The sequence below is a fragment of the Streptomyces vulcanius genome, from assembly GCF_042653945.1.
In the GTDB taxonomy this organism is placed as follows: domain Bacteria; phylum Actinomycetota; class Actinomycetes; order Streptomycetales; family Streptomycetaceae; genus Streptomyces; species Streptomyces mangrovi.
Genome location: NZ_JBHSFK010000036.1, coordinates 13,949 through 28,611 on the forward strand (window position 1 = coordinate 13,949; position 14,663 = coordinate 28,611).

Sequence of the window (14,663 nt, forward strand, 5' to 3'; positions counted from 1 at the left end):
GACCATGCTGCCGTCACGCACCCCACTGATACGACGTCCCTCCACAACATGGCCTGTTTGCGCGCACGGCAGCTCAAAAGGGTTCGTTACCCGGCTTCGCCGTCCCGGTTGCGGAGTTCCTCGCGATAGGCGTTGGCCAGGGTGGTGGCGCGGGCGAACCAGTCGGTCAGAACGGCGGTCTCCTCCGGGGAGTAGTCCGCGAAAAGGGCGTGCAGCCGGGCGTAGTAGGGCTCGTAGAGGGCGTGGACGCGGGCCACCGCGGCGGGGACCGCCGCCACCCGGACCCGGCGGCGGTCCTGCGGGTCGGCGCGGCGGGTGACGTAACCGGCGCGTTCCAGGCGGTTGAGGATGCCGGTGACCGCGCCGGTGGTGACGTGGACGCGGGTCGCCAGGTCGCCGGCGGTGAGGAGGTCCTCGCCCGCCTGGAGCACGTAGGCGAAGCAGGTCAGGTCGGTGACGTTCAGGCCCAGGCGCTGGGCCATCTCCTGCTGGCCGACCATGCTCGTCGCGATGAGGTCGTCCATCGCCGAGAGCGCCTGGGCGGCGGTCGCGGCGGGGCGTGCGGACGGCCGGGGTGGCGGGGGTGGCTGGGCTGACATCGCGGGGGCTGGGTCCTCTCCGGTGGGTTTGTGCTGGGTCCTTGTTATCCGCTTTCAGTTTCTCTTACCTTGTAAGAGGTTCATGGCATCAATCTCTTAGAGTGTGAGGGAAGGGAAAGCTGTGGCGGGTCATCTGTACGACGAGGGGCACACGGTCGCCGGCTGGACCGGCTTCGGCGTCGCGGTCGTCGGGACGGCGGTGACGGGTGTCGGGGTGTGTGCCGTCTCGCCCGTGCTGCTCGTCGGCGGGCTGGGGATCGTGGGAGCGAGCCTGCTGGTCACCTGGGCGCTGCATCTGGCCGGGTGGGGCAAGCCGCCGGGGGTGCGGCCACGGGCGGAGTGGGGCATGCGGGTGCGCGACACGGCGGCCGGGGGCGGTCACCCGGGGTGTGTCGGGTGCCGGCTCGCCGGCCGTGCGCCGAGGAGCGGGACCGCGTTGTCAGTGGCTGCCTCTACCGTGGAGCGTGATGGCACAGGCATGGAAGTGCACGGGGCTGCGGTGGTCGGCTCAGGGCCCGGTGCTGATGTGGGACGGGGGGCGTCGTAGCCCGCTCTCCCGGGGGAAGCGGGTGGCCTTCGGCGTCGCGGAAGGAGGCGTACGGCGGTGTGCGGGGGCGCGGGGGAACGCGTGTCCGGTACTGGCGGTGGTGTCGGCGCGGAGCGCGGGCGGCCGGTGCGAGGAGTGTGCGCGGCTGGACCGGGCGCACTCCGTCGCGGCGGACGGCGTCGCCGACGATCCGAGGCCGTACCGGGTCTATCTGGCCTGGTTCGGACCCGGGCTGGTCAAGGTGGGGATCACGGCCGTCGAGCGGGGGTCGGCGCGGCTGCTGGAGCAGGGGGCGGTCTGTTTCAGCTGGCTCGGCAGCGGGCCGCTGATGGCCGCCCGGCGGACCGAGGAACTGCTGCGCGCGGCGCTGCGGGTGCCGGACCGGATTCCGTACGCCCGGAAGCGGGCGGTACGGAGCTCCCTGCCGGGCGAGGCGGAGGAGCGGGCCGGAGAGATACGGGAGTTGCACGCGCGTGCCGTGGAACTGGGCGGGTGGCCGGAGTCGTTGGACCGGGAACCGTTCCAAGCCGTCGATCACATGAGGGTGTTCGGGCTCGACGGGGTGCCCGCCGCTCTCGGGGAGGTGAGTGAACTCGTCGCCGGAGGCGCGGTCGGCGGAGAGCTGGTGGCCGCCGCCGGTCCGGATCTGCATCTGGCGACCGGCGCGGGGATCGTCGTCCTCGACACACGGCTGATGAGGGGATGGGAGCTGGTTACCGTCGCGGCGGAGGAAGGGGCGAAGGACGGGGCGGAGGACGGGGAGAGCGGGGTGCTTCGGCTTCCCGTGCGGGAGTTCAAGGGGAGCGCGGGAGAGGCCGCGCACCTTCAGGACGGACTGTTTTGAGGCCGCCGACCAGGGGAAGGGCGATGTCAGCGCCGGGCAAAATGTTCCCAGGGTTCCCCTGAGAGGATCCTGTGAGTTTCTCAGGGAAATCACAGGTTGTCGAAAGAGTGCTCTCAGAGGACGTCGCCATGGTGTCTCCATGACCACGACCTCGCCCCAGGGGCGCACCGAACTGCTGAGGCCGGACGGGAGCCCCGTCCGAGTGCTTGTGGTGGACGACGAGATGTCGATCACCGAACTGCTGTCCATGGCCCTGCGCTATGAGGGATGGCAGATCCGGAGCGCGGGGGATGGCACGGGTGCCATCCAGACAGCGCGGGAGTTCCGGCCCGACGCCGTCGTCCTCGACATGATGCTGCCGGACATGGACGGGCTGACCGTCCTGGGGCGGCTGCGGCGGGAGCTGCCGGAGGTCCCGGTGCTCTTCCTGACCGCCAAGGACGCCGTCGAGGACCGGATCGCCGGTCTCACCGCCGGTGGCGACGACTACGTCACCAAGCCGTTCAGCCTGGAAGAGGTCGTGGCGCGGCTGCGGGGGCTCATCCGGCGGTCCGGTGCGGCCGACCGGCGCTCGGACTCCGTACTCGTCGTCGGTGACCTCACCCTCGACGAGGACAGCCACGAGGTCTCGCGGGCCGGGGACAACATCCACCTCACGGCCACCGAGTTCGAGCTGCTGCGCTTCCTGATGCGCAACCCGCGGCGCGTGCTCAGCAAGGCGCAGATCCTGGACCGCGTGTGGTCCTACGACTTCGGCGGCCAGGCCAACGTGGTCGAGCTGTACATCTCCTACCTGCGGCGCAAGATAGACGCCGGCCGGGAGCCGATGATCCACACCCGGCGCGGGGCCGGTTACCTGATCAAGCCCGCGGCGTCATGAGCGGGCGACGACGGCCGCGTCCGCAGAAGAGACGAGCGGGACAGCCGCGTACCCTGCGGACGCGACTCGTCGTCGTATCGGTGACCCTGATCGCCGTGGTCTGCGCGGTGATCGGCACGGTGACCACGCTGGTGCTGCGGGACCATCTGTACGGGCAGCTGGACGGTTCGCTGAAGGAGTCCGCGGCGCGCGTCGCCGGCGGACCCGCCGGAGCGGGCCCCGGGAACAAGGACGCTGCCAGGAACGGCAACAGCACCGGCGACACCGGCGCGCCCCAGCAGCAGACGATGACCCTCGACAAGTTCGTCGCCGGTGGCCCGGGGCCGCAGAGGGCCCTCGCGGCCAAGGTCGAGAACGGCTCGATCACCAGTGGCAAGGTCGGCGACAAGAAGACCGACGACAACAACGTCACGCAGATGGACCCCAAGGACCTCAGCGAGACCCAGAAAAGGGCGCTCGGCTCGGTCGCGCAGGACGAGAAGCAGCACACCGTCGACATCCCTGGCCTCGGCACGTACCGGGTCACCTACATCCACGGCAACAACGGCGACTACTACGTCGGCATCCCCACCTCCGACGTCGACGGCACCATCAGCACGCTGATCATCGTCGAGATCAGCCTCACCCTCGCCGGTCTCATCGCCGCCGGGCTCGCCGGCACCGTGATGGTCAGCGTCGCCACCCGTCCCCTCCGACGGGTCGCCGCCACCGCCACCCGCGTCTCCGAACTGCCCCTGCACACCGGTGAGGTCAACCTCAGCGAGCGGGTGCCCGAGGCGGAGTGCGACCCGCACACCGAGGTCGGCCAGGTCGGCGCCGCGCTGAACCGCATGCTGAACCACGTCCACGGCGCCCTGCACGCCCGCCAGGAGAGCGAGATGCGAGTCCGCCAGTTCGTCGCGGACGCCAGCCACGAGTTGCGCACCCCCCTGGCCTCCATCAGGGGCTACGCCGAGCTGACCCGGCGCGGACGCGAGGACGTCGGGCCCGACACCAAGCACGCGCTGGGCCGTATCGAGTCCGAGGCCGGCCGGATGACCTTCCTCGTCGAGGACCTCCTCCTGCTCGCCCGCCTCGACGCGGGCCGCCCGCTGCAGTTCGAGCAGACCGACCTCGTACCGCTGGTCATCGACACCATCAGCGACGCCCGCGCCGCCGGACGCGAACACGTCTGGCGCCTCGAACTTCCCGACGAGCCCGCGCTCGTGTCCGCCGACTCGGCGCGGCTCCAGCAGGTGCTCGTCAACCTCCTCGCCAACGCCCGGACCCACACCCCGCCCGGAACGACCGTCACCGCACGTGTGCAGCGACGCGGACCGTGGCTGTGCGTGGACGTCCAGGACAACGGGCAGGGCATTCCGCCGGATCTGCTGCCGCACGTCTTCGAGCGGTTCGCGCGCGGCGACTCCGCGCGCTCCCGCACCACCGGCTCCACCGGCCTCGGCCTCGCCATCGTGCAGGCCGTGGCGACCGCGCACGGCGGTGCCGTGACCGTGGACAGCGTGCCCGGACAGACCATCTTTACGGTGCATCTGCCCGCTCTTGCCCCTGCCGTGCCCCAACCGTCGCCCGAAACGAACTGGCAACTGGACTCACAGGTCGAGCACAGTGCCACCACATGGGTGCAACAGGGCGTTTGAGGAAAGTAGTTGGCATGCGAACCGACTCTTCTCCCGGCACCCTGCCGGCGCGGGAGCACCTCCCGGCCGCCACCGCCGGTACGCCTGTCCTGGACGTAGTGATCCCCGTCTACAACGAGGAGAAGGACCTCCAGCCGTGCGTCCAGAGACTGCACGACCATCTGACGCGTACGTTCCCGTACTCGTTCCGCATCACCGTCGCGGACAACGCGTCGACGGACACCACCCCCGAGGTGGCGCGGCGGCTGGCGGCGCGGATCCCGGAGGTCAGGAACTTCCGGCTGGAGCAGAAGGGCCGCGGCCGGGCGCTGCGGACCGTCTGGTCCGCCTCGGACGCTCCGATCCTCGCGTACATGGACGTGGACCTGTCCACCGACCTCAACGCGCTGCTGCCGCTGGTGGCACCGCTGATCTCCGGCCACTCCGATCTGGCGATCGGCTCCCGGCTGGCCCGTTCCTCCCGCGTGGTGCGCGGGCCGAAGCGGGAGTTCATCAGCCGCGCCTACAACCTGATCCTGCGCGGCTCGCTCCAGGCCCGCTTCTCCGACGCGCAGTGCGGATTCAAGGCGATCCGCCGCGATGTGGCGCAAGTTCTGCTCCCCTTGGTGGAAGACACCGGCTGGTTCTTCGACACTGAGATGCTGGTGCTCGCCGAGCGCGCCGGGCTCCGTATCCACGAGGTGCCGGTCGACTGGGTCGACGACCCGGACTCCACGGTGCACATCGTGAAGACGGCGACCGACGACCTGAAGGGGGTATGGCGTGTGGGCAAGGCCCTGGCCACCGGTTCGCTGTCGCTGGACCGGCTCACCCGCCCCTTCGGCGACGACCCCCGCGACCGGGAGATACAGGACGTGCCCAAGGGCCTGGCCCGCCAACTCGTCGGCTTCTGCGTCGTGGGCGGCCTGTCCACCCTCTTCTACCTGCTCCTCTACAGCGGCTTCCGCCAGTTCAGCGGCTCCCAGGTGGCCAACGCGCTCGCCCTGCTCGTCTCGGCGGTCGCCAACACCGCGGCCAACCGGCGGCTGACCTTCGGGGTGCGCGGCCGGGGCGGGGCCGTCAAGCACCAGGCCCAGGGCCTGGTCGTCTTCGGTATCGGCCTCGCGCTGACCAGCGGCTCCCTCGTCGCCCTGAACGCGGCGACCTCGAGCCCCGCGCACTCCACCGAACTCGCGGTCCTGATCGCCGCCAACCTCGCGGCGACCGTCATGCGCTTCCTGCTCTTCCGGGTGTGGGTGTTCGCCGACCGGCGGGAGGCCGACGCGGTCGCGCCGACGCGGTCGCAGCCGACGCAGCCGACGCGGTCGCAGCCGACGCAGCCGACGCGGTCGCAGCCGACGCAGCCGACGCAGCCGACGCAGCCGCAGTCGACGCAGCCGACGCAGCCGCAGTCGACGCAGCCGACGCAGCCGACGCAGCCGACCGGAGTGGTCGCCTCCCACATCCCCGCCGCGCCGGCCCACGGGCCGATGCCGCAGCGCACCAGCACCAGCAACACCAGCTCCAGCAGCACCACCACTTTCGACAGCACGACTCAGTTCCGCGCCGGCGAAGCCGCGGACGGCACCTGGAGGGAGGCCACCATGCGACTGCAGCCGATGCGCCGCCCCCACGACACCGACCCGGGGGACGCCCGATGACCACCCACCTCGACCAGACGACGACCTGGCCACCGACGAGCGCGCCCGCGGAACCGGCCGCCGTCCCCCCGGCCCCCGAGTCGGGTGAGCCGAAGCAGCCCCTGCACCGCAGACTGTGGCGCGGCCGACCCGAGGACCCGCGCTGGGTCCGCCCGGCCTTCCTCGGCCTGCTGGCCGCGACCCTCCTCCTCTACCTGTACAACCTGAGCGCCTCCGGCTACGCCAACTCCTTCTACTCGGCGGCCGTCCAGGCCGGCAGCGACTCCTGGAAGGCGTTCTTCTTCGGCTCGCTGGACGCGGGCAACGCGATCACCGTCGACAAGCCCCCGGCCTCGCTGTGGCCGATGGAACTGTCGGTCCGGATCTTCGGCCTGAACTCGTGGGCGATCCTGGCCCCCGAGGTGCTGATGGGCGTCGGCACGGTCGCCGTCGTCTACGCCTCCGTGCGCCGCCGGTTCAGCGCCGCAGCCGGCCTGATCGCGGGCGCCGTGCTCGCGCTCACCCCCGTCGCCGCGCTGATGTTCCGGTTCAACAACCCGGACGCCATGCTGGCCCTGTTGATGGCGGTGGCCTGCTACTTCGTGGCCCGCGCCCTGGAGGACGGCCGGACGAAGTGGCTGCTGTGGGCCGGAGTCGCGATCGGCTTCGCCTTCCTCGCCAAGACGCTCCAGGCCTTCCTCATCCTCCCGCCGCTCGCGATCGTCTACGCGGCCTGCGCGCCGGTGAGCGTGAAGAAGCGCTTCGGACAGCTGGCCGCGGCCACCGCCGCGCTGGTCGTCTCCGGCGGCTGGTGGGTCGCGATCGTCGAACTGTGGCCCGCGTCCTCCCGCCCCTACATCGGCGGCTCCCAGAACAACAGCTTCCTCGAGCTGACCTTCGGCTACAACGGTCTCGGCCGCCTCAACGGCGAGGAGACCGGCAGCGTCGGCGGCGGCGGTGGCGGCGGCAACACCGGCCAGTGGGGCGAGACCGGCTGGGACCGGATGTTCAACTCCGAGATCGGCGGCCAGATCTCCTGGCTGCTGCCCGCCGCGCTGGTCCTGCTGGTCGCTGGTCTGGTGGCGACCCGGAAGCTGCGGCGCACGTCGGTCACCCGCGGTCTGTTCCTCGTCTGGGGCGGCTCGCTGCTGATCACCATGGTCGTCTTCAGCTACATGGCGGGCATCTTCCACCAGTACTACACGGTGGCCCTCGCCCCCTACATGGCGGCCGTGATCGGCATGGGCGCGGCTGTGCTGTGGGAGAAGCGGTCCGAGCTGTGGGCCTCGATCACCCTCGCGGCCTCGGTCGTCGCGGCAGCGGCCTGGTCGTACGTCCTGCTCAACCGCACCTCCGACTACCTGCCCTGGCTGAAGTGGCTGGTCCTGATCGGTGGCCTGGCCGCCGCGCTCGGCCTGACCTTCGCGGGCCGGATCAACCGTCAGCTCGCCCTCGCGGCGGCCTCCGTCGGCCTGGTCGCCTCCCTGGCCGGCCCGACCGCGTACACCATCAGCACCCTCCAGGAGGGCCACACCGGCTCCATCGTGACGGCGGGCCCGGCGGGCGCGTCCATGATGGGCGGCGGCGGTCCCGGTGGCGGCGGCGGTGGCCGGGGCGGCTTCGGCGGCGGCACGGGCGGCGGCCAGAACCAGCAGGGCCAGCAGGGCCAGCAGGGCCAGCAGGGCCAGCAGGGCCAGCAGGGCCAGCAGAACGGCAACGGCTTCCCCGGTGGCGGTATGCCGGGCCAGCAGGGCCAGAACCAGCAGAACGGCAACGGCAGCACCCAGGGCCAGGGCCAGGGCCAGAACCAGCAGGGCGGCCCCGGCGGCCAGACCGGCGACGGTGGCGGCATGGGCGGCGGCGGTGGCGTCGGCGGTCTGCTGAACGGCGCGACCGTCTCCGACGAGGCCAAGAAGCTCCTGGAGGCCAACGCCGGTGACTACACCTGGGCGGCGGCCGCGATCGGCGCCCAGAACGCCGCGAGCTACCAGCTGGCGACCGGCGAGCCCGTGATGGCGATCGGCGGCTTCAACGGCACCGACCCGTCCCCGACGCTGGCCCAGTTCAAGGAGTACGTGGCGGACGGAAAGATCCACTACTTCATCTCCAGCGGCAGCGGCGGCGGTATGGGCGGCAGCAGCAGCGGCACGTCCTCGCAGATCACGACCTGGGTCGAGGCCAACTACAAGAAGGTGACGGTGGGTTCGTCCACCTTCTACGACCTGACGCAGAAGGCGAGCAGCTGACCGTAGTGCTCTGACCGTAGTGCTCTGAGTAAGGGGCGGTGGCCATGGGTCACCGCCCCTTACTCATATCCCTGTTGTACGGCGTATGGGAACTCTTCTACGGTGTAGAACATGTCTGCATCTCCTCAGGGCCACCCCCGACGCTGGCTGATCCTCGCCGTCATCTGCCTGGCCCAGCTCACCGTGCTGCTCGACAACACGATCCTGAACGTCGCGATCCCCTCCCTCACCCGTGAGCTGGGCGCGGGCACCTCCGACATCCAGTGGATGATCAACGCGTACTCGCTCGTCCAGTCCGGCCTGCTGCTCACCGCGGGCAGCGCCGCCGACCGCTATGGCCGTAAGAAGATGCTGGTCACAGGGCTGGCGCTGTTCGGCATCGGCTCCCTGGTGGCCGCGCTCGCCGACACCACCGCCCAACTCGTCGCGGCTCGGGCGGGCATGGGGGTGGGCGGTGCGCTGCTGCTCACCACCACCCTTGCCGTGGTGATGCAGATCTTCACCTCCGAGGAACAGCCGAAGGCGATCGGCGTCTGGGCCGCGGTGAGCGCGCTGGGCTTCGCCACCGGCCCGCTCATCGGCGGCTTCATGCTCGACCACTTCTGGTGGGGCGCGGTCTTCCTGATCAACCTGCCGGTCGCGGCGCTGGGCCTGGTGGCGGTGATCGCCCTGGTCCCCGAGTCCAAGAGCCCCCAGGGCGACCGCCCCGACCTGCTCGGCGCGGTCCTCTCCACCATCGGCATGGCCTCGCTGGTCTTCGCGATCATCTCCGGTCCGGCCCACGGCTGGACGTCGGCGCGGGTGTCGGTGAGCGGGACGGTCGCCGTCGTCGTCCTCGCGCTGTTCGCCTACTGGGAGAGCAGGATCCCGTACCCCATGCTCGACCTCGCGTTCTTCCGCGACCGACGGTTCACCGGCGCGGTCGGCGGCGCGGTCCTGATCACCTTCGGGATGGGCGGCTCGCTCTTCCTGCTCACCCAGCACCTCCAGTTCGTCCTCGGATACGGCCCCCTGGAGGCGGGTCTGCGGACCGCGCCGCTGGCGCTGACCGTCGTCCTGCTCAACTTCACCGGGGTCGCGGCGAAGGCGACCGCCAGGCTGGGCGTTCCGCTGTCGGTCCTGTAAAGCATGGTGGTGATGGCCGGCGGGCTCGTCTCGATCGCGCTCACCGGTGAGGGGTACGCCGGGACGGCCGCGGGGCTGGTGCTGATAGGCGTCGGCTGCGCGGTCGCGAACCCGGCGATGGCCCACGCGATCATGAGTGCGATACCGCCGGCGAAGGCGGGCGTGGGCGCCGGGATCAACGGCACCCTGGCGGAGTTCGGCAACGGGCTCGGCGTCGCTGTGCTCGGAGCGGTGTTCAGCTCCTCCGTCGCCTCGGGGAAGTCGCTGTCGGCCGGGCTCGGGGCCGGGCAGTCGGTGGGGGCGGTGGCGGTGTTGCTGGGGGGTGTGGTGGCGGCGGGGCTGCTGCGCCGGGCGGACCGACGGGAGCCCCGGACCGACGCGGCCCAGCACCCCGTCGACTCCACTCCCGCCTAGCATCTGTCCTAGTGACCGGAGTGTGAGGAAGGTGCCTGGCCATGGCCGAGACCGGCAAGGAAGCCGCGCCGCGCAGTGTCTGGCTGGAGGACGGCAAGGCGCGGCGGGGCCGGGGCGGCGGGCAGCCGTCCGGCCTCGACCGGGAGCGGATCACCGAGGTGACCGTACGGCTGCTGGACGCGGAGGGACTGGCGAAGTTCTCCATGCGGCGGCTGGCGGCCGAGCTGAACGTGACGGCGATGTCCGTGTACTGGTACGTCGACACCAAGGACGACCTCCTCGAACTGGCCCTCGACGCGGCCTTCGACGGACTGCGCCTGCCCGACCCGGACAGCGACCAGGACTGGCGCGACCAACTGCGCGCGCTGGCCCGGTCGTACCGCACGCTGCTGGTCCGTCACCCCTGGCTGTCGCCGCTGGCCGGCACGTTCCTCAACATCGGCCCGAACAACCTCGCGTTCTCCCGCGCCGTGCAGCGTGTCGTGCGCCGCACCGGGCTGCCGACGCACGGGCTGGCGGCGGCGATCTCCTCCGTCTTCCAGTTCGTGTACGGCTTCGGCACGATCGAGGGGCACTTCCTCGCCCGCTCCTCGTCCGTCGGTCTGACCCCCGACGAGTACTTCCGGTACGCCATGAACACGGTCACCCGGGCCCCGGAGGCCGCCGACGTCGTCAAGGAGTCCGAGGACATCATGGCGGCCCGGGGCGGCGACACGGTCGAGGAGATGTGGGAACGGGACTTCGACTACGCCCTGGACCTGCTGATCGCGGGCATCGAGGCGATGGCCGCCCGCCAGGACTAGTCCTGCTCCACCAGCCGGGCCGGGAAGCCGCCCGTCGCCACCGGCCCCCACCGCCGCGGAGTGATCCGGATGATCGACTTGCCCTGCTTGACCATGGCGGCCCGGTACTCGTCCCAGTCGGGATGTTCTCCGGCGATGTTGCGGTAGTACTCGACGAGGGGCTCGACGGAGTCCGGTGTGTCGACGACCTCGGCGGTGCCGTCGATCTGGACCCAGGGCCCGTTCCAGTCGTCGCTCAGGACGAGCAGGCTGACCCGCTCGTCCCGCTTGGCGTTGCGGGTCTTGGCCCGCTCCGGGTACGTGGAGACGACGATCCGGCCCGAGTCGTCGACCCCGCAGGTCAGCGGCGAGCCCTGGGGCCCGCCGTCGGCCCGCCGGGTCAGCAGGATCGCGCGGTGACGGGGTCGTACGAAGTCCAGCAGATCGTCGAGCGATACGGCGGTGTTGGTCGCGATGTTCGGTGCCATGCCGCCAGCCTAGGCGCCGGAACGCCGCCCGCACGTGACCCTGCCGGTCCTACGTCTGCGTCCTACGCGTGTGCCCTACGCGTGTGTCCTACGCGTGCGTCCTACGCGTGCGTCCTACGCGTGCGGCAGGGCGTCCCCCTGCACCGCCTGGACGTCCAGCTCCACCCTGAGGGTCGTACCGATGGCCGCGATGCCGGCCTGGACGACCTGGTTGTAGTTCATGGCGAAGTCCTCGCGGTGCAGCTCCGTCGTCGCGCGGAACGCGGCACGGGTGCCGCCCCACGGGTCGTCGCCGGTGCCGAGATAGGCGAGGTCGAGGTCGACGGGCCGTACGACACCGCGCATGGTGAGTTCGCCGTGGACGGTCCAGCGGTCCTGGCCCGCCACTGTCAGACCGCTCGAGCGGTAGGTGATCTCCGGGTACGTCTCCACGTCCAGGAAGTCCGCCGAGCGCAGATGGGTGTCGCGCATACCGTTGCCGGTGTCGATGGACGCGGCCCGGATCACCGCCTCCACCCGGGACTTGGTCACGTCGTCCGGGGCGACCTCGATCGCCGCCGAGAAGTCGGTGAACCGGCCCCGCACACTGGAGATCCCCAGGTGCTGCGCGGCGGCGCCCACCGTGGTGTGCGCCGGATCGACGGTCCACGGCCCGGGCGGCGGCAGCTCGGTCCCGCCCTGCCGGGCCAGCGTCACGGTCCCGACCTCCGTGCGACCACTCGCGGTCACGATCGCGGTGGACGCGGCGGGACCGTATCCGACGGCCGTGACGATCACGGTGTACGGGCCGGGCGCCAGCTCGGTCGTGTCCCGTACCACGCCCTCGTCGTCCGCCTCCGCGCGCAGCACCTGGGTGCCCGTCATATCGGTCACCGTGACGACGGCGTGGTTCACGGCCCAGCCGTCCCTGGTGCGGATCCTCGCGGTCAGTGCCATCTCAGGTCTTCTCCTCCTAGAGCCCGGTGGGCGGCGAGGTGCCGCGCACCCCGCCGCCCACCGGGGCCGTCCGTCGTCCTACTCGCCGGGGTGGGCGAGCTCGATGTCGTGGCCCTCGATCCCGGACCCGGTCACCGTCAGCGCGGTGGCCACCGGCGGGTAGCCGGTCGCGATGACGGTGTAGTCGCCACCGTCGAGGTCCGCGAAGGCGTACGCCCCGTCCGTGCCGGTGGTCGCCGTGCCGACGACGTTGCCGGCCGCGTCCACGAGCGTCACCCGCGCGTCGGCCAGCGGACCGTGCGGCGCCCGTACGACGCCCTGGAGCTGCGCTCCCGCGTCGAGGACGACCTCCACCCGGGTCACACCCGTCCCGCCGACCTCCACGGGCAGCGCGTGCGGCCGGAACCCGGTGGCGTTCACCGCGACCGTGACGGCACCCGGCACCAGCTCCGCGAACGAGAACTCGCCCTGCTCACCGGTGGTGCCGGTGGCCAGCAGATCGCCGCGCGCATCGGTGACGACGACCATCGCGTCCTTGACGCCCTCGCCCGACTCGGCGGCCCGCACGAACCCGCTGAGCCCACTGGTCCCGCTGAGCAGGATGTCGTACGCGAGCGGCTCGCCGTTCACGACGATCGTGGACGCCTGCGGCTGGAACCCGTCCGCGGAGGCGATCAGGACGTACGACCCCGTACCGGGTGCGTCCAGCGCGTAGGCACCGTCGGCCCGCGCGACCGAGCGGCCGAGCTGCCGTCCCGAGAGGGAGATCAGGGTGACGGCGGCCTGCGGGAGCGGAGCGCTCTCGGCGCCGCGGACGTGCCCGTGGACCGGGACACCGCCGCTTTCCCGGGAGGGTGCGGGGAGCGTGGCCACGGCGGAGAGCCGCTGGGCGCCTGCGGGGCCGGTCTCGGGGATGGCTTCGCTGCTCGTGGCCGCCCAGCTCGGGACCTTCTCCTCGACCGCGGCCGCAGAGGCCGGGGCCGCCGCCGGAGCGGGGGTTTCGTCCGTCGCCGTCTGGGCCAGCGCCCCCTTGGTCCGCAGCGGGACCTCCTTGATGAAGAGGGTGATCAGGAAGGCGAGCAGCGCCAGGGCGGCCGCGATGAGGAAGACGTCCGCGATGCCGTGGCCGTAGGCGCTCTCCATGACGGTGCGCAGCGGCGCGGGCAGCTTGTCCATGTCCGGGATCTCGCCGGAGGAGCCGGACGCGAGGGCCGCGTACTTCGGGTCGAGGCCGGCGATGCCCTCCTTGGCGTAGTCGCCGATGCGGTTGGCCATGACCGCGCCCAGCGCGGAGACACCCATCGCACCGCCGAGGGAGCGGAAGAAGGTGACGGTCGAGCTGGCCGACCCGAGGTCCTTCGGATCCACCTGGTTCTGCGTGGAGAGGACCAGGTTCTGCATCATCATGCCGACGCCGAGACCCAGCAGGGCCATGAAGACCGCGGTCTTCCAGTAGGCGGTGTCGTACCGGACGGTACCCAGCAGACCGAGGCCCGCCGTGATGAGCACACCGCCGCCGACCAGCCAGGCCTTCCACTTTCCGGTGCGGGTGATGAACTGCCCGGAGACGGTGGACGAGACGAACAGTCCGCCGATCATCGGGATGGTCATGACGCCGGACATGGTCGGGGACTTGTCGCGCGCCAGCTGGAAGTACTGCGCGAAGAACACCGTGCCGGAGAACATCGCCACGCCGACGAACATCGAGGCGAGGGAGGAGAGGGTGATGGTCCGGTTGCGGAAGAGGCGCAGCGGGATGATCGGCTCGCTCGCCCGGGACTCGACGAACATGAAGACCAGCGCGAGAAGGACCGAACCGGCGATCATCGTGTACGTCTGCCAGGACAGCCAGTCGTACTTGTCACCCGCGAAGGTGACCCACACCAGCAGCAGCGAGACGGCGGCGGAGATGAAGAACGCGCCGGCCCAGTCGACCTTCACGTCCCGCTTCACGACGGGCAGGTGCAGGGTCTTCTGCAGCACGATGAGGGCGATGACGGCGAAGGGGACGCCGACGTAGAAGCACCAGCGCCAGCCCAGCCAGCTGGTGTCCGTGATGACACCGCCGAGCAGCGGGCCGCCGACGGTGGCGACGGCGAAGGTCGCGCCGAGGTAGCCGGAGTAACGGCCGCGCTCACGCGGCGAGATCATCGCGGCCATGACGATCTGGGCGAGCGCGGACAGACCGCCGACGCCGACGCCCTGGACGACCCGGCAGGCGATCAGCATGCCGGCGTTCTGCGACAGACCGGCCGCCGCCGAACCCAGCACATAGATGACGAGCGCTATCTGGACGAGCGCCTTCTTGTCGTAGAGGTCGGCGAGCTTGCCCCACAGGGGGGTGGTCGCGGTCATCGCCAGCAGGGTGGCGGTCACGACCCAGGTGTAGGCGGACTGGCCGCCGCCGAGGTCGCCGATGATCTCCGGGAGGGCGTTCGAGACGATCGTGGACGACAGGATCGCCACGAACATGCCGAGCAGCAGGCCGGAGAGCGCCTCCATGATCTGCCGGTGTGTCATCGGAGCGTCGTGGCCGGCGGGGC

General features: G+C 71.1%; 11 protein-coding genes and 1 pseudogene. 8 read left to right on the forward strand and 4 right to left on the reverse strand.

The annotated features are described in order from the left end of the window. Positions 1-86: 86 nt before the first annotated feature. A complete protein-coding gene (locus ACFPIH_RS40365; RefSeq protein WP_381171309.1) occupies positions 87-599 on the reverse strand; it encodes a MarR family winged helix-turn-helix transcriptional regulator in 513 nt (170 codons plus the stop codon). A gap of 121 nt (positions 600-720) precedes the next feature. Here ACFPIH_RS40365 and ACFPIH_RS40370 point away from each other — a divergent pair, with 121 nt between their 5' ends. From ACFPIH_RS40370 to ACFPIH_RS40405, 8 genes and pseudogenes are all read left to right on the forward strand, one after another. Next, entirely contained in the window at positions 721-1,146 is a 426-nt protein-coding gene (locus tag ACFPIH_RS40370; RefSeq protein ID WP_381171311.1) for an HGxxPAAW family protein, read from the forward strand. Beyond that, a complete protein-coding gene (locus ACFPIH_RS40375) occupies positions 1,067-1,990 on the forward strand; it encodes a DUF2797 domain-containing protein (protein ID WP_381171313.1) in 924 nt (307 codons plus the stop codon). Before ACFPIH_RS40370 ends, ACFPIH_RS40375 begins: the two co-directional genes overlap by 80 nt. A 139-nt stretch (positions 1,991-2,129) precedes the next feature. Then, positions 2,130-2,870: a response regulator transcription factor gene (locus tag ACFPIH_RS40380; protein WP_363167348.1), complete on the forward strand. Its 741-nt coding sequence runs from the start codon at positions 2,130-2,132 to the stop codon at positions 2,868-2,870. Further along, a complete protein-coding gene (locus tag ACFPIH_RS40385) occupies positions 2,867-4,510 on the forward strand; it encodes an ATP-binding protein (protein ID WP_381171315.1) in 1,644 nt (547 codons plus the stop codon). Before ACFPIH_RS40380 ends, ACFPIH_RS40385 begins: the two co-directional genes overlap by 4 nt. Before the next feature lie 14 nt (positions 4,511-4,524). Beyond that, a complete protein-coding gene (locus ACFPIH_RS40390) occupies positions 4,525-6,150 on the forward strand; it encodes a bifunctional glycosyltransferase family 2/GtrA family protein (RefSeq protein WP_381171317.1) in 1,626 nt (541 codons plus the stop codon). After that, complete coding sequence (locus ACFPIH_RS40395; protein WP_381171319.1) at positions 6,147-8,375, forward strand: glycosyltransferase family 39 protein; 2,229 nt, start codon at positions 6,147-6,149, stop codon at positions 8,373-8,375. Before ACFPIH_RS40390 ends, ACFPIH_RS40395 begins: the two co-directional genes overlap by 4 nt. Before the next feature lie 111 nt (positions 8,376-8,486). Beyond that, positions 8,487-9,914, forward strand: a pseudogene (locus ACFPIH_RS40400) (MFS transporter). A 41-nt stretch (positions 9,915-9,955) separates the two neighbouring features. Continuing rightward, positions 9,956-10,717, forward strand: coding sequence for a TetR/AcrR family transcriptional regulator (locus tag ACFPIH_RS40405; protein ID WP_381171321.1), 762 nt, complete (start codon positions 9,956-9,958; stop codon positions 10,715-10,717). Here the strand turns inward: ACFPIH_RS40405 and ACFPIH_RS40410 are convergent. The 3 genes from ACFPIH_RS40410 to ACFPIH_RS40420 form a co-directional block, all read right to left on the reverse strand. Beyond that, on the reverse strand, positions 10,714-11,184 hold the full coding sequence (locus ACFPIH_RS40410; RefSeq protein ID WP_381171323.1) for a PPOX class F420-dependent oxidoreductase: 471 nt from the start codon (positions 11,182-11,184) through the stop codon (positions 10,714-10,716). The two genes, ACFPIH_RS40405 and ACFPIH_RS40410, sit on opposite strands and share 4 nt — an antisense overlap. A gap of 114 nt (positions 11,185-11,298) precedes the next feature. Beyond that, on the reverse strand, positions 11,299-12,120 hold the full coding sequence (locus ACFPIH_RS40415; protein ID WP_381171325.1) for a YceI family protein: 822 nt from the start codon (positions 12,118-12,120) through the stop codon (positions 11,299-11,301). 78 nt (positions 12,121-12,198) lie between these two features. Then, positions 12,199-14,640: an MFS transporter gene (locus tag ACFPIH_RS40420; protein ID WP_465270390.1), complete on the reverse strand. Its 2,442-nt coding sequence runs from the start codon at positions 14,638-14,640 to the stop codon at positions 12,199-12,201. Between the last annotated feature and the right edge of the window lie 23 nt (positions 14,641-14,663).